The sequence below is a fragment of the Leifsonia sp. genome (genome assembly GCF_051955155.1).
In the GTDB taxonomy this organism is placed as follows: domain Bacteria; phylum Actinomycetota; class Actinomycetes; order Actinomycetales; family Microbacteriaceae; genus Leifsonia.
Genome location: NZ_JBQCGZ010000123.1, coordinates 12,784 through 27,558, shown reverse-complemented (window position 1 = coordinate 27,558; position 14,775 = coordinate 12,784). Strand labels below are relative to the sequence as shown.

The window sequence follows — 14,775 nt, the reverse complement described above, 5'->3', positions numbered from 1 at the left end:
CTGGTCTCAGGCGTCGCCGGCGTCCTCCGCCGCCTCCGCCGCCTCCTCCGGCTGGTGCTCCGTCGCGCCGAAGCGGGCGGTGTGCACCGGGCCGAGCGTGATGTGCACGGCCTGCTGGTCGGTGTAGAAGTCGATCGACCGGTAGCCGCCCTCGTGGCCGAGCCCGGACGCCTTGACGCCGCCGAACGGCGTGCGCAGGTCGCGGACGTTGTGCGAGTTGAGCCACACCATCCCGGCCTCCACGTTCTGCGCGAAGGTGTGGGCGCGCTCCAGGTCGCTGGTCCAGATGTAGGCGGCGAGGCCGTAGCGCACGCCGTTGGCGAGCTGCAGCGCCTCCTCGTCGGAGTCGAAGGGCGTGATCGCGACGACCGGGCCGAAGATCTCCTCCTGGAAGATCCGCGCGTCCGGCTTCACGTCGGCGAACACGGTCGGGGCGACGTAGTTGCCGGTGTCGAGCCCGGCCGGCCGGCCGCCGCCGGCGAGCAGCCGGCCCTCCTGCTTGCCGATCTCGACGTAGCTCATGACCTTCTCGTAGTGCTCGGGGTGCACGAGCGCGCCGACCTCTGTCGTCTTCTCGTGCGGGTCGCCGACGACGATGTTCTTCTCGAGCGCTGCGTAGCGCTCGCAGAACTCGTCGTACACGGCGCGCTCGCCGAGGATGCGCGAACCGGCGGTGCAGCGCTCGCCGTTCAGCGAGAACACGCCGAACAGGGTCGAGTCGATCGCGGCGTCCAGGTCGGCGTCGGCGAACACGACGGCGGGGGACTTGCCGCCCAGCTCCATCGACAGGCCCTTGAGGAACGGTGCGGCGTTGGCGAAGATGATCTGCCCGGTGCGGCTCTCGCCGGTGAACGAGATGAGCGGGACGTCCGGGTGCTTGACCAGCGCGTCGCCCGCCTCCTCGCCGAGGCCGTTGACCAGGTTGAAGACGCCGTCCGGCACGCCGGCGCCGCGGAAGATCTCGGCCCAGAGGCTGGCGGAGAGCGGGGTGAACTCGGCGGGCTTCAGCACGACGGTGTTGCCGGTCGCGAGCGCCGGGGCGAGCTTCCAGCTCTCCAGCATGAACGGGGTGTTCCACGGCGTGATCAGGCCGGCGACGCCGATCGGCTTGCGGTTGACGTAGTTGAGCTGGCTGCCCGGAACCTTGTACGCGTCATCCGCCTGGGCGACGATCAGGTCGGCGAAGAACCGGAAGTTCTCCGCCGCGCGCTGCGCCTGGCCGAGCGCCTGCGTGATCGGCAGGCCGGTGTCGAAGGTCTCCAGCTCGGCGAGCCTGGCGTCCTGCGCCTCGACGGCGTCGGCGATCCTGTTCAGGATCCGGGCGCGCTCGCGCGGCTTCATCCGCGGCCACGGGCCGGACTCGAACGCGCGCTTCGCGGCGGCGACGGCGAGGTCGATGTCCTCCTTCTGCCCCGCCGCGGCCTGCACGTAGGTCTCGTTCGACACCGGGTCCAGGACGTCGAAGGTCGCCCCGGAGACGCTGTCGACGAACGCGCCGTCGATGAAGTGCTGGATCTTCTCCGGAAGGTTCTCGGGGACGTAGTGGGTGGACTCTGCGTGCTGCGCCATGCGCGGCCTCCTGTCGTTGCTGTCGGTCAGTGCTGCTGCTGCTTGTGCTCGTCCTGGTACGCGTGGAAGGCGTCCAGGGTCGCCAGCCGGTGCCGGCGGGCGGCGAGCTCGATCTCCAGGGCGTCCGCCCCGGACTCGATGAGCTGGAGGATCTGCTCGTGCTCGTCGACCGACTCGCGGGCGCGGCCGGGCACGAAGCTGAAGGTGGAGTCGCGCAGCACGGTCAGCCGGTTCCAGCCGCGGTGCACGAGATCGAGGATGTGCGGGTTGGGGCACTCCTCGAAGAGGACGGAGTGGAACTCCTGGTTGAGCTGCGTGAAGCGGTGCGGGATGAAGTCGTCCAGGCACGCGATCATGTCGCGGTTGACCATGCGGGCGCGGTGCAGGTGGTCGCCGTTCAGCAGGGGAGCGGACAGCTGGGTCGCCGCGCCCTCCACGAGCGCCAGCGTCTCCATCGTGTACGTGTACTCGGCGTCCTGGAGCAGGGCCACCTGGGCGCCGACGTTCTTCTCGAAGGTGACGAGGCCCTCGGCCTCGAGCCGGCGGATCGCCTCGCGCACCGGGACGACGCTGATCTCCAGCTCGCCGGCGATCTGGCCGAGCACGAGCCGGAACCCGGAGACGTAGCGGCCGTCGTCGATGCGCGCGCGGATGAACTCGTAGGCAAGCTGGGACTTGCTCGGAGCGGCCGCCTTCAGCGCTGCGTCAGCCATGCGCGGTACCTCTCCTTCCACGCCGCGTTCATCGGGAACAGGCCGTCGATGCGCTCGCCGGCGGTGACCATCTCCGCGATGAACTCCTCCTCGCGCTCCTGCTCGATCGCATCGGCGACGACCTCCTCGACGAGCGCGGGAGGGATGACGAGCAGGCCGTCGGCGTCGCCGACGATCACGTCGCCCGGCAGCACGGTCGCGCCGCCGCAGGCGATCGCGATGTCGGCGTCCCACGGGACGTGCTTGCGGCCGAGGACGGCGGGGTGCGGGCCGGCATGGTAGGTGGGGATGTCGAGCTCGGCGACGACGGCGAGGTCCCGCACGCCGCCGTCCGTGACGATCCCGGCGGCGCCGTTGACCTGCGCGCGCAGCGCGAGCACGTCGCCGACGGTCCCGCTGCCGCGCTCGCCGCGGGCCTCGATCACGAGCACCTCGCCCGCGCCGACCGCGTCGAAGGCGCGCTTCTGGGCGTTGTAGCCGCCGCCGTGCGACGCGAACAGGTCCTCGCGGTTGGGCAGGTAGCGGAGCGTCCTGGCGGTGCCGACGACGCGGGTGCCGGGACGCGTTGAGGTGAGGCCGTCGATCGAGACGTTGTCGAGGCCGCGCTTGCGCAGCTGCGAGCTGAGGGTGGCGGTGGCGACGCTCGCGAGTTTCGCGCGCAGGTCGTCGGTGAGCACGAAGCCCGGCGTGGGCGGCGCGCCCCACGCCTCCGAGCGCTGGTGGTCGTCGACGCTCGGCTTGGTGCCGAAGTCGCCGAACGGGACCGTCCCCTCGGTGATCCGCGTGAGAAGACGGCCGGAGGTCGGGGCGCCGGGGGCGCTGGGGGCATCCACCTCGACCTCGACCGTGTCGCCGGGCTGCGTGACGGAGGACCCGGCGGGCGTGCCGGTGAGGATGACGTCGCCCGGCTCCAGCGTCATCAGCTGGGAGAGGTCGGCGACGAGGCGGCCGAACGGGAAGAGCAGGTCGTCGGTCGTGCCCTCCTGCACCAGCTCGCCGTTCAGCCAGGTGCGCACGCGCAGCGCGTCCGGGTCGACCGAGCCGGCGGGGATGACGTCCGGGCCGAGCGGCGTGAACCCGTCCCCGCCTTTGGAGCGGACGTTGGAGCCCTTGTCGGCGGCGCGCAGGTCGTAGACGCCGAAGTCGTTGGCGGCCGTGACGCCGGAGACGGCGGCCCAGCCCTCCTCGGGCGAGACCCGGCGGGTGGGCCGGCCGATGATGAGCGCGATCTCGCCCTCGAAGGCGAGCAGCTCGGTGCCGGCGGGACGCTCCAGCGCGTCGCCGGTGGCGGCGACGGACGACGCGGGCTTGAGGAAGTAGGACGGCTGCGCCGGGGTGCGGCCGCGCTGGGCGGCGCGGGACCGGTAGTTCAGGTGCACCGCGATGATCTTGCCGGGAAGGCTGATGGCGCTCACGGGTGGAGGCTCCTCGTCGTCGGGGATGAGTGGAACGTATTCGAGATTGTATACGATTTGGAAACGGTGGGGCAAGGCGCGGTGTCGGGAAGGGAGGACTTCACGTCGCGGGAGCCGGCGTGTTGCAGGAAAGGGAGGAAGCGAGGGGCAGGTCGGGGAGGAAGTTCCTCCCTTTTCGGCGCGGGGACGGCGCGCATCAGTACGAGGCCGGGGTCGGGGCGGCGGGGTCGTCGCCGATGAAGCGGGTGGCGAGGCCCTCCGAGGCACGGGCGAGCAGCGTGACGTCGCTGCCGACCAGCACGTAGGCGGCGCCCGCGGCGGCGTAGCGCTCGGCGGTCGCCGGGTCGAAGGCGTTCACGCCCACCGGGGTGCCGGCGGCGCGGCCGGCGCGGATGACGTCCTCGACGGCGGCGACGACGTCCGGGTGGTTCTGCTGACCGAGCAGACCGAGCGAGGCCGCCAGGTCGGCCGGGCCGACGAGGATCGCGTCGACCCCGTCAACGGCGGCGATGTCCGCGGCGGCGGCGAGGCCCTCCGCCGTCTCGATCTGCACCGTCAGCGAGACCAGCTCGTGCGCGCGGGCCAGGTAGTCGGGGATGCGGCTCCAGCGCGAGGAGCGGGCGAGCGCGCTGCCCACTCCGCGCACGCCGAGCGGGGGATAGCGCAGCGCCCGCACCATCTCCTCGGCCTGCTCCGCGCCGTCCACCATCGGGACGAGCACGTTCTGCGCGCCGAGGTCGAGCAGCTGCTTGAGGATCACGGGGTCGCCGATCGGCGCGCGCACGAGCGGCACGGCGGGGTAGGCGGCGACGGCCTGCAGCTGGGCGAGGATCGACTCCAGGCCGACGGGGGAGTGCTCGCCGTCGATCAGGACGATGTCCAGCCCGCTGCCCGCGCAGATCTCGGCGACCAGGGGGCTGCCCGCGCACGACCACATCCCGTAGAGCGTGCGGTCGGCCGCGCGCAGCCGGTCGGCGAAGGTCGGGGTCGGGGTCAGCTGAATCGGCATGTGATGGCTCCCAGGGTTCCGTAGTCGGCGTGCACGGTGTCGCCGCGCTCGACCCACATCGGGCGGGTGAACGAGCCGGCGAGGACGATGTCGCCGGCCTCCAGGCGGGAGCCGTGCTTGGCGAGCTTGTTCGCCAGCCACGCCACCCCGCTCGCGGGATGGTCGAGCACGGCCGCGGCCAGGCCGGACTCCTCGATGGTCTCGTTGCGGTAGAGCAGGGCGCCGACCCAGCGCAGGTCGACGGCGTCGACGGCGACCGGGCGGCCGCCGAGGACCATGCCGCCCATCGCCGCGTTGTCGGAGATGGTGTCCACGATGGTCCTGCCCTGCATCTCGATGCGGGAGGAGAGGATCTCGAGCGCCGGCACCACGTATTCCGTCGCGCTCAGCACGTCGAACAGGGTCACGTCCGGGCCTTTCAGCGGCGAGGCGAGGACGAAGGCGAGCTCGACCTCGATGCGCACGTTGGAGTACTGGTCGAAGGGGATGACCGCACCGGTCTCGTAGACCATGTCGGCGAAGATCGCCCCGTAGTCGGGCTCGGTGATGCCGGTGGCCTGCTGCATCACCTTCGAGGTGAGGCCGATCTTGCGGCCCACCAGGCGACGGCCGGAAGCGAGCCCGCGCTCGACCCAGACCTTCTGGACGGCGTAGGAGTCCTCCACCGTCATGTCCGGGTGCCTGGCGGTCAGCAGGGGGACGGTGGAGCGGTCGCGCTCGGCGGCCGCCAGCTCGTCCGCGATGGCCTGGATGGTCGTGGTGTCGAGCACCGTGATGGCTCCCTTCGCCGTCGGAGGAGGGCGGAGAACGCCCCGCTTGGATCGTATATCATCCCGTACATCCTGGCCACGGTCGTGCACGCATCCGCAATCGGAATGCGTGGATTTCCCGTCCGCGGCACCGCCGTGTCAGGCTTCTCCTGTCGTTTTTCTCCACCAGTTGCCTTTCTTGTCAACAACTGTAGAATTACCGCCACGACACAGCGGAGTGTCGGCCGATCACGGTCGGTCTCGCTCCACCCGTCGCAGTTTCGAGTTCCACACCCTGCCTTGCGAACCGAGAGAAGACACCATGAAGAAAGCACTGATCGCGGTGGCCCTGGCCTCCGTGACCGCGCTGGCGCTGAGCGCCTGCGGCTCCGGGGGAAGCGACACCGCGAGCACGACCGGTGCGGCCGGCGGCCCGCTCAACATCGGCAACTTCGCCGACGTCACCAGCTGGGACCCGTCGCTGGCCGACGTCGGCTTCGCCGGCCCCTACCTGTCCGCCGTGTACGACCCGCTGATCGCCGTCGACGGAGCCGGCACGCCGGTCCCGGCGCTGGCGACCTCGTGGAAGGTCTCCGACGACTACAAGAAGGTCACCCTCGACCTGCGCACCGGCGTGACATTCTCCGACGGGGAGAAGTTCGACGCCGCGGCGGCGGTGAAGAGCCTGGAGTACCTGAAGCAGGGCGCGCGCAGCGGAGAGGCATACCGCAGCGTCGAGAAGTTCGTCGCGGTCGACGACAAGACCGTCGAGATCGACCTGAAGGAGCGCGACGACACGCTGCTCTACTTCATGGGCATCGGGCGCAGCTACATGATGGCCCCGAAGGCGATCGCGGCCGGCACGCTGGCCAAGAAGCCGGTCGGCTCCGGCCCCTACACGCTCGACTCGACCTCGGTCGCCGGCTCCGAGTACCACTTCACCAAGGTGAAGAAGCACTGGGACGCCAAGGAGTTCCCGTTCGACCCGCTGGCGGTCTACCCGATCCAGGACGCGACCGCGCGCGACAACGCGATGCTCTCCGGCCAGATCAACGTGAACTACGCCGACGACACCGCGCTCAAGCAAGCGAAGGAGAACGGCTGGAACGTCGCGGCCAAGGTCTCCGGCTGGGTGGGCCTGCAGTTCACCGACCGGGCCGGCACGAAGTTCAAGCCGCTGGGCGACGAGAGGGTCCGCCAGGCGCTGAACTACGCGTTCGACGGCGCGAGCATCCTGAAGTCGGTCGGCAGCGGAGCGGGCAAGGTCTCCAACCAGGTGTTCCCTGCCGGCCTGCCCGGCAACGTCGAGTCGCTGAACTCGCTGTACGCCTACAACGTCTCCAAGGCCAAGTCGCTGCTGGCGGAGGCCGGCTACGCGGACGGGTTCGAGCTGCACATGCCGATGTCGCAGGTCTTCCAGGTCTGGCAGCCGGTCGTCGACCAGACGTTCAAGCAGCTCGGCATCACGGTCACCTGGGACGACATGCAGTACATGGACTACCAGAAGAACGCCCCGACCTACCCGATGTTCGTCGCCTTCCTGTCGATGGACGCCAACCCGGTCGCGACCGTGCAGCGCATGATCAACCTGCCGCAGTGGTACAACCCCACTCCGGAGATCGACCAGTTCCCCGACGTGCAGGCGGCCGTGCAGAAGGTCCTCACCGCGGCCCCGAGCGCGCAGGCCGCCCAGATCGAGGCGCTCAACACGCTCGTGACCCAGAAGGCGTGGTTCTCGGTCTGGTACCAGGCGAACAACAGCTACACGTCCACCTCGAACATCCAGGTCACGCCGGTGGTCGGGATGATGTTCCCCACGCTGCGGCAGATCGCGGCCAAGTAGCACCAGGGGCGGGCCGCGCAGCCGTCGCGGCCCGCCCTCCCGACCATCCGACCGGCAGGAACCCCGCACATGATCAGATTCACGATCAAGAGGCTCATCTCGGGCGTCATCCTCTTGGTTGCCGTGTCCATCGGCACGTTCTTCCTCGCCCACCTGGCCATCGGCGATCCCACCGCGGGCCTGCTCGGCAGCTCGGCGACGCCGGCCCAGCAGGCGGCTCTCGCGGCGAAGATCGGTACCGACCGGCCGCTGCTCGTGCAGTTCTGGGACTGGGGGAGCCACGCCATCGTCGGCGACTTCGGCGACTCCTGGCGCAACTTCCAGCCGGTCAACGCCCAGATCGCGATCAAGCTGCCGGTCACGCTCTCCGTCGTCACGGCCGCGACCCTGCTGTCCGCACTGTTCGGCGGGGTCTTCGGCATCCTCGCCGGGCTGCGGCCGGGCAGCGTGCTCGACAAGATCATCAAGGCGGCCTCGGTCATCCTGTTCGCGCTGCCCGGCTTCTGGGTCAGCCTGGTGCTCGTCATCTGGTTCGCGGTCAACCTCAAGTGGTTCCCCGCCGTCGGCTACGTGCAGCCCGCGGTGAGCGTCGAGGGCTGGCTCCGCTCGATCACACTGCCGGCGATCGCCCTCTCGCTCGGCGCGATCGTGATGATCGCCGAGCAGCTGCGCAACGCGATCATCTCCGCGAACAACCAGGACTACGTCCGCACCCTGCGCAGCCGCGGCCTGTCGCAGCCGCGCGTCGTCGTGCACCTCGTGCGCAACGCCGCCCCCGCCTCCCTCACGGTGCTCGCGCTCATGTTCGTCGGCCTCCTCGGCGGCGCGATCGTGGTGGAGCAGATCTTCTCCCTGCCGGGGATCGGCGCCCTCACCTCGGGCTCCTCCCAGAACGGCGACATCCCCATCCTGCTCGGCATCACCGTGATCACGGTCATCTTCGTGGTGGTCGTCAACTTCGTCCTGGACGTGGTGCTCGGCTGGATCAACCCGAAGGCGCGTGTGCAATGACGGCGACCGAAGTCATCATCGACCCGAAGGCCGTCGTGCCGCGGCGCGGCTCAACCTTCGTCCGCTTCCTGAAGCGCCCGGCCGGCGCGGTCTCTTTCGGCGTGCTCGCGCTGGTGCTGCTGGTGGCGGTGCTCGCGCCGCTGCTGTCGCCGCACGACCCGAACTTCGTCGACCTCGCCCTCACCAAGGCGCCGCCGAGCGCCGCGCATCCCCTCGGCGGGGACAGCGCGGGCAGGGACGTGCTCAGCCGGCTGATCTGGGGCACGCAGTCCACGCTGTGGGGAGCGTTCGTCACCATCGTCGTCGCCATGATCGTCGGCGTCCCCGCCGGCCTCGCCGCCGGATACTACGGGCGCGCGTTCGACCGCGGCGCCACCTGGGTGAGCGACGCGCTGCAGGCGGTTCCCGGCATGATCATCCTGCTCATCGTGGCCGCGGGCACCCGCAACGACTTCACCGTGCTGATGGCGACGCTCGGCGTGTTCATGGCGCCCGGCTACTTCCGGCTCACCCGCTCGACCGTCCTGGCCGTGCGCAACGAGCCGTACGTGGATGCGGCCCGCGTCTCCGGCCTCGGCAACGCCCGGATCATGGCGCGGCACATCGTCAAGGCGGTCTACGCACCCGTCATCATCCAGACCGCGCTCACCGCCGGGATGGCGATGGGCATGCAAGCGGGACTGCAGTTCCTCGGCATCGGCGGCGCGCGCACCCCGGGCTGGGGCGCGATGATGAACGAGGGCTTCCGCACCATGCTGACCAGCCCGCTGCTGCTGCTCTGGCCGTCGCTCGCGCTCGGCATCACCATCGCGGCGCTCGCGGTGCTCGGTTCGACTCTCGCGGACGTCGTCAGCGTGAAGACCCCGGTCCACCGCCGCAGGCGCCGCGCCCGCGCCGGCGCGGAGCCGGGCGCGGTCACGAGCTCGACGGGTGCGGTCGCGCACCGCGCCTCCGACTCCGCGGTGCGGCTGGAGAACCTGCGGGTGAGCTACGCGGCGCCGGACGGCGGCGAGACCGAGGTGGTGCACGGCATCACCCTCGACGTCGCGCCCGGCGAGGTGCTCGGCATCGTCGGCGAGTCCGGCTCCGGCAAGTCGCAGACCGTGTTCAGCATCCTGGACCTGCTGCCGGCCGGCGGGGCGTGCACGGCCGACGCCATCTGGATCGGCGGCCGAGACGTCACGCGCCTCGGCCACCGCGACCGGCAGCGGCTGCTCGGCGACGAGGTGGGCTACATCCCGCAGGAGCCGATGTCGAACCTGGACCCGTCGTTCACGATCGGCCACCAGCTGACGGAGCCGCTGCGCGCGGTGCACAAGCTGTCCAGGGCGGACGCCAGGCGACGTGCGCTGGAGATGCTCGAGAAGGTCGGCATCGTCGACCCGCCGCGCGTGATGAGGTCCTATCCGCACCAGCTCTCCGGCGGCATGGCTCAGCGCGTGCTGATCGCCGGGGCGATCGCCGGCAAGCCGTCGGTGCTGGTCGCCGACGAGCCGACCACCGCCCTCGACGTGACCGTGCAGGCGGAGGTGCTGGAGCTGCTGCGCGAGCTGCAGCAGGAGTACCGGATGGCGCTGGTGATCGTCACCCACAACTTCGGCGTCGTCGCCGACATCTGCGACCGCGTCGTGGTGATGCGCAGCGGCGAGATCGTCGAGATCGGCGACGTGGACCGCATCTTCGCGCAGCCCACCCGCGCATACACCCGCGAGCTGATCGCCGCGTCCCTCGACGGCGCGGCGAGCCGCAGCGAGCTCGACGCGACGGTCGCGGCGGGAGCGGACACCGAGAACAGGAAGGCGGTGCTCGCATGACCGCGCCCACCCCGCTGCTGACCGCCGAGAACGTTGTCGTCGACTACGGTCAGCGCCGCGGCTCGTTCCGCGCGCTGAAGGAGGTGTCGATCGAGGTCGGGGCGGGGGAGTGCGTCGGCCTGGTCGGCGAGTCCGGCTCCGGCAAGTCCACGCTCGGCAAGGCGATCCTCGGGCTGGTGCCGGTCACCAGTGGCACCATCACGTTCGACGGCAGGGACATCACCCGGCTGAAGGTCGCCAAGCGGCGCGAGCTCGCCTCCAGCATCCAGGTGGTCTTCCAGGACCCGTACGGGTCGCTGAACCCGGCGATGACGATCGGCGACATCCTCGCCGAGCCGCTCACCACGGCCGGCACCGGCCGGAGGCAGGCCAGGGCGGCCGTCGCCGAGATGCTCGATCGGGTGAAGCTGCCGGCGAACGTCATCGACCGCTACCCGAAGGAGTTTTCCGGAGGCCAGCGGCAGCGCATCGCGATCGCCAGGGCGCTCGTGCGCAAGCCCCGGCTGATCGTGTGCGACGAGCCGGTCAGCGCGCTCGACCTGACGACGCAGGCGACCATCATCGACCTGTTCATCGAGCTGCAGCGCGACACCGGCGTCTCCTACCTATTCGTCTCGCACGACCTCGGCGTCGTCCGCCGGATCTGCCACCGCGTCGCCGTGATGTACCGCGGCGAGATCGTGGAGACCGGGGACGGCGAGCAGATCACCCGCGACCCGCAGCATCCCTACTCCCGGCGGCTGCTCACGGCCTCGCCGATCGCGGACCCGGTCAAGCAGGCCGAGCGCCGAGCGGCGTGGCTGAAGCTGCGGGAGCAGGCGGCGTGACCGACGCGCCGCCGAGCCGCGGCTACGAGGGCTTCGCCGGCGTCGTCGCCGAGGTCGCCAGTGCGTCGGTGCCGTCCTGGCCGCAGCGCGTCCGCGCGCGGGAGGGTGCGCCGAACGTCGTCGTCGTGCTGCTGGACGACCTGGGCTTCAGCGACCTGTCGCCGTTCGGCAGCGAGATCCGCACCCCGGCGGTGCAGGAGCTCGCGGAGACCGGCTACCGGTTCACGAACTACCACTCGACGCCGGTCTGCTCGCCGGCGCGCGCCGCCCTGCTCACCGGCCTGAACCCGCACCGGGCGGGCTTCGCGTCGGTCGTGCACGCCGATCCCGGGTTCCCCGGCTACGTGATGGAGATCGCGGAGGACGTGCCGACCATCGCCCAGTCGTTCCGCGAGTCCGGCTACGCCACCTTCATGGTCGGCAAGTGGCACCTGACCACCGAGTCGAAGATGCACGACGGCGCCGACAAGGGCTCGTGGCCGCTGCAGCGCGGCTTCGACCGCTACTTCGGTTCGATGGACGGCTTCACGACGCTGTTCCACCCGCACCGGCTGGTGTCCGACAACTCGCCCGTGACCGTCGACGAGTACCCGGACGGCTACTACCTCACCGACGACCTCACCGACCGCGCGATCGGGATGATCAGGACGCTGCGCGCGAACGACGCGGACAAGCCGTTCTTCCTATACGTCGCGCACCACGCGGTGCACGGCCCGATCCAGGCGAAGCCGGAGGACATCGAGGGCTACCGCGGGGCGTACGAGCGCGGCTGGGACCACATCCGCTCGGAGCGGTTCGCCCGCCAGGTGCGCGATGGCCTGTTCCCGCCCGGCACCGAGCCGGCGCCCGGCGACGTGCCGTGGGAGTCGCTGACCGACGAGCAGCGCGACCTCTTCGCGCGCTACATGGAGGTGTACGCCGCCGCCGTCGACAACGTGGACCAGAACCTGGCGCGGCTGCTGGACGAGCTGCGCGCCCTCGGGGAGTACGAGAACACGATCGTGGTCGTCGCCTCCGACAACGGCGGCACCGGCGAGGGCGGCCCGGAGGGCACCCGCAGCTACTTCAGCCAGTTCGTGCAGCTGGCCGGGCTGCCGGCCGACTGGGAGCGGGACGTGGACCGCGACCCGTCGCTGATCGGCGGTCCGCGCGTGCACGCGCACTACCCGGCCGGCTGGGCGCGCGTCTCGAACACGCCGTTCCGGCTGTACAAGGGCGCGACGTACGAGGGCGGCATCCGCGTCCCGCTCGTGGTGTCCTGGCCGGCCGGGCTGCCGCGCGCGGACGGCGACGACGGCATCCGGTCGCAGTACGCGTACGTGACCGACCTCGGCCAGACGCTGCTCGCGCTGGCCGGGGTGCCGCGCGCCGCCTCCCCGCACGAGGTGGACGGCGTCCCGTTCGACACCGTGCTGCGCTCGCCGGCCGCCGCGCCGGCCCGCGCCGAGCAGTACTCCGAGTTCGCGGGGAACCGTGCGTTCTCGCGCGGGCGCTGGAAGATCGTGACGCAGCACCGCTGGGGCGACGCCTACGACGACGCCGAGTGGCGGCTGTACGACACCGAGCTGGACCCGACGGAGCTGCACGACCTGGCGGCCGTGCACCCGGACGTGGTGGCGGAGCTCGCGGCCGAGTGGCGGCGCGCGGCGTGGTGGAACACGGTGTTCCCGCTGGACGACGATGGCTCGCTGTTCACGCACCGGCCGTCCACCGAGCTGGACCTGGAGCGTCCCGTGACGCTGTACCCGGGCACGGCGACGCTGGAGCGGTTCCGGTCGTCGAAGCTCACCAAGCTGCGCAGCTTCGACGTCCTCGTGCGCGCCGACTTCCGCAGCGGTGAGGGCGTCCTGGTCGCGCACGGCGACCAGGGCGGCGGCTATGCGCTGTCGGTGCGCGAGAGCATGCTCGAACTGGCATACAACGAGTACGGCCGCCTGCACCGGGCGTCCGCGCCGCTGGGCGGCCTCGACACCGCGGGCGAGACGGAGGTGCTGCTGCGGTTCGCCGCGGAGCCCGGCCTGCGCTGGCGGATCGCCGCGTCCGCGGACGGCGAGGAGCTGTTCGCGCTGGATCCCGTGCTGCAGCTGCTCGGGATGGCGCCGTTCACCGGCATCAGCGTGGGCCTCGACCGCGGCGGCCCCGGCGACTGGGACCGCCACGAGCGCCGCCGCTCCGACCCGTTCACCGGGACGCTGCGCTGGGTGCGCTACCTCCCCGGCGAGCGCGCGCCGGAGAACCCCGAGGTCATCGTCCCCGTCGAGCGCGCCATTGCCCGCATCTACGAGTAGGCGTCGAGGGGCGAGTCGTTGCGGGTTCCGCGGTGCGGAAGGTCGCAACGAGCCGCCCCTCAGTGTTCAGTAGTGGAGCCAGACGGACTTGGTCTCCGTGTAGGCGTCGATGGCCCAGGGGCCCATCTCGCGGCCCCAGCCGCTCGCCTTGTAGCCGCCCCAGGGGGCTGCCATGTCGGGAATGGACGGCATGTTCACGAAGACGGCGCCGGCGCGGATGCCGTTGGCGAGCCGCTGGGAGGTCGCGATGTCCCTCGTCCACACGGTCGCCGCCAGGCCGTACTCGGTGTCGTTCGCGCGGGCGATGATCGCGTCCAGCTCGTCCGTGTCCTCGTACGAGGTGATGGAGAGCACCGGCCCGAAGATCTCGTCGTGCATGATCGTCATCTCGTCGGTGACCCCGGCGAAGACGGTCGGGGTGAAGAAGAAGCCATCGCGGTCGGCGCGCGCGCCGCCGGTGACGACCTCCGCGCCCTGCTGACGGCCCACCTCCACCAGCCGCTCCACGTGGCCGAGGTGCTTGGCCGAGACGAGCGGGCCGAGGTCGGTGCCCTCCTCCAGGCCGTTGCCGAGGCGGAGGCCCGAGACGCCGCCCGCCAGCTTGTCCACGAACTCCGCCTCGCGCTTCTTGTCGACGTAGAACCGGGTGTATGCGGCGCACACCTGGCCGGAGTTCAGGATGCTGCCCTGGATGTTCCCGGCGACCGCCGCGTCGATGTCCGCGTCCGCGGCGATGATCGAGGGCGCCTTGCCGCCCAGCTCCAGCGTCAGCCGCTTGAGGTTCGAGTCGGCGCTCGCGCGGGTGATGATCTTGCCCACCGCGGTGGAGCCGGTGTACGAGAGGTGGTCGACGTCCATGTGCTCGGCCAGCAGCGCGCCGGTCGAGCCGTCGCCGGTGACCAGGTTCACGACGCCGTCCGGGATGCCGGCCTCGCGGCACAGCTCGACCAGCCGGATGCTCGTGAGCGGGGTGACCTCGCTCGGCTTGATGACGACGGTGTTGCCGGTGGCGAGCGCGGGCGCGAGCTTCCAGGCGAGGATCATCAGCGGGAAGTTCCACGGCGTGATCAGCGCGTTGACGCCCACCGGCTCGCGGCGCGTGTAGTGCAGCGTGTCGGGGAAGGAGACCGGGTTCACGGTGCCCTGGATCTTGGTGACCCAGCCGGCGTAGTAGCGGAAGTGCTCGGCGGCGCCGCCGACGCTGACCATGCGCGAGATGCCGATCGGCTGGCCCTGGTCGCGCGTCTCCAGGGCGGCGAGCTCGTCCGCGTGCTGGTCGATGAGGTCGGCGAGGCGGAACAGCAGCGCGGCGCGCTGCACAGGCAGCAGACCCGCCCAGTCGGCGCGGCCCAGGGCGGCGCGGGCGGCCGCGACGGCGGCGTCCACGTCGGCGGCGGCGGCCGTGCCGACCTCCTCGATGACCTGCTCGGTGGCGGGGTCGACCGTGGCGATGGCGCCGCCGGACGCCTCCGTCCACTCGCCGTCGATGAACAACTTGGTGGCCACGGGGTGCTCCTTCGCTTGCCTGTGGTCTGTG

Annotated in this window: 11 protein-coding genes; 5 read left to right on the top strand and 6 right to left on the bottom strand. The window is 71.0% G+C overall.

Annotation, left to right across the window (positions count from 1 at the left end; translation table 11 throughout):
- Nucleotides 1-6: 6 nt before the first annotated feature.
- The 5 genes from hpaE to hpaH all read right to left on the bottom strand — a co-directional run bounded on the left by hpaE (nucleotide 7) and on the right by hpaH (nucleotide 5,476).
- Nucleotides 7-1,569: a 5-carboxymethyl-2-hydroxymuconate semialdehyde dehydrogenase gene (hpaE, locus tag ACTHMF_RS13235; protein ID WP_440318185.1), complete on the bottom strand. Its 1,563-nt coding sequence runs from the start codon at nucleotides 1,567-1,569 to the stop codon at nucleotides 7-9.
- A 26-nt stretch (nucleotides 1,570-1,595) separates the two neighbouring features.
- Entirely contained in the window at nucleotides 1,596-2,282 is a 687-nt protein-coding gene (locus ACTHMF_RS13230; protein WP_440318183.1) for a GntR family transcriptional regulator, read from the bottom strand.
- Complete coding sequence (locus ACTHMF_RS13225) at nucleotides 2,264-3,697, bottom strand: fumarylacetoacetate hydrolase family protein (protein WP_440318181.1); 1,434 nt, start codon at nucleotides 3,695-3,697, stop codon at nucleotides 2,264-2,266. Before ACTHMF_RS13225 ends, ACTHMF_RS13230 begins: the two co-directional genes overlap by 19 nt.
- Before the next feature lie 196 nt (nucleotides 3,698-3,893).
- Nucleotides 3,894-4,706 carry an HpcH/HpaI aldolase family protein gene (locus ACTHMF_RS13220; protein WP_314147379.1) on the bottom strand — a complete coding sequence of 271 codons (813 nt, stop codon included), beginning with the start codon at nucleotides 4,704-4,706 and terminating at the stop codon, nucleotides 3,894-3,896.
- On the bottom strand, nucleotides 4,691-5,476 hold the full coding sequence (hpaH, locus tag ACTHMF_RS13215) for a 2-oxo-hept-4-ene-1,7-dioate hydratase (protein ID WP_440318179.1): 786 nt from the start codon (nucleotides 5,474-5,476) through the stop codon (nucleotides 4,691-4,693). Before hpaH ends, ACTHMF_RS13220 begins: the two co-directional genes overlap by 16 nt.
- A gap of 301 nt (nucleotides 5,477-5,777) precedes the next feature.
- Here hpaH and ACTHMF_RS13210 point away from each other — a divergent pair, with 301 nt between their 5' ends.
- The 5 genes from ACTHMF_RS13210 to ACTHMF_RS13190 all read left to right on the top strand — a co-directional run bounded on the left by ACTHMF_RS13210 (nucleotide 5,778) and on the right by ACTHMF_RS13190 (nucleotide 13,238).
- Nucleotides 5,778-7,298, top strand: coding sequence for an ABC transporter substrate-binding protein (locus ACTHMF_RS13210; protein WP_440318178.1), 1,521 nt, complete (start codon nucleotides 5,778-5,780; stop codon nucleotides 7,296-7,298).
- A 69-nt stretch (nucleotides 7,299-7,367) separates the two neighbouring features.
- Nucleotides 7,368-8,309 carry an ABC transporter permease gene (locus ACTHMF_RS13205; RefSeq protein WP_314147382.1) on the top strand — a complete coding sequence of 314 codons (942 nt, stop codon included), beginning with the start codon at nucleotides 7,368-7,370 and terminating at the stop codon, nucleotides 8,307-8,309.
- Entirely contained in the window at nucleotides 8,306-10,123 is a 1,818-nt protein-coding gene (locus ACTHMF_RS13200; RefSeq protein WP_440318175.1) for a dipeptide/oligopeptide/nickel ABC transporter permease/ATP-binding protein, read from the top strand. Before ACTHMF_RS13205 ends, ACTHMF_RS13200 begins: the two co-directional genes overlap by 4 nt.
- On the top strand, nucleotides 10,120-10,950 hold the full coding sequence (locus tag ACTHMF_RS13195; RefSeq protein WP_440318173.1) for an ATP-binding cassette domain-containing protein: 831 nt from the start codon (nucleotides 10,120-10,122) through the stop codon (nucleotides 10,948-10,950). Before ACTHMF_RS13200 ends, ACTHMF_RS13195 begins: the two co-directional genes overlap by 4 nt.
- Nucleotides 10,947-13,238, top strand: a complete 2,292-nt coding sequence (locus ACTHMF_RS13190; protein ID WP_440318172.1) for an arylsulfatase — start codon at nucleotides 10,947-10,949, stop codon at nucleotides 13,236-13,238. Before ACTHMF_RS13195 ends, ACTHMF_RS13190 begins: the two co-directional genes overlap by 4 nt.
- 66 nt (nucleotides 13,239-13,304) lie before the next feature.
- Here ACTHMF_RS13190 and ACTHMF_RS13185 read toward each other — a convergent pair whose 3' ends face one another.
- Nucleotides 13,305-14,744, bottom strand: a complete 1,440-nt coding sequence (locus ACTHMF_RS13185; RefSeq protein ID WP_440318171.1) for an aldehyde dehydrogenase family protein — start codon at nucleotides 14,742-14,744, stop codon at nucleotides 13,305-13,307.
- Between the last annotated feature and the right edge of the window lie 31 nt (nucleotides 14,745-14,775).

What these genes read in the sequence shown, in the direction of transcription:
- hpaE (WP_440318185.1), bottom strand. Translation starts at nt 1,569, where the DNA reads ATGGCGCAGCACGCAGAGTCCACCCACTACGTCCCCGAGAACCTTCCG.
- ACTHMF_RS13230 (WP_440318183.1), bottom strand. Translation starts at nt 2,282, where the DNA reads ATGGCTGACGCAGCGCTGAAGGCGGCCGCTCCGAGCAAGTCCCAGCTT.
- ACTHMF_RS13220 (WP_314147379.1), bottom strand. Translation starts at nt 4,706, where the DNA reads ATGCCGATTCAGCTGACCCCGACCCCGACCTTCGCCGACCGGCTGCGC.
- ACTHMF_RS13210 (WP_440318178.1), top strand. Translation starts at nt 5,778, where the DNA reads ATGAAGAAAGCACTGATCGCGGTGGCCCTGGCCTCCGTGACCGCGCTG.
- ACTHMF_RS13205 (WP_314147382.1), top strand. Translation starts at nt 7,368, where the DNA reads ATGATCAGATTCACGATCAAGAGGCTCATCTCGGGCGTCATCCTCTTG.
- ACTHMF_RS13200 (WP_440318175.1), top strand. Translation starts at nt 8,306, where the DNA reads ATGACGGCGACCGAAGTCATCATCGACCCGAAGGCCGTCGTGCCGCGG.
- ACTHMF_RS13195 (WP_440318173.1), top strand. Translation starts at nt 10,120, where the DNA reads ATGACCGCGCCCACCCCGCTGCTGACCGCCGAGAACGTTGTCGTCGAC.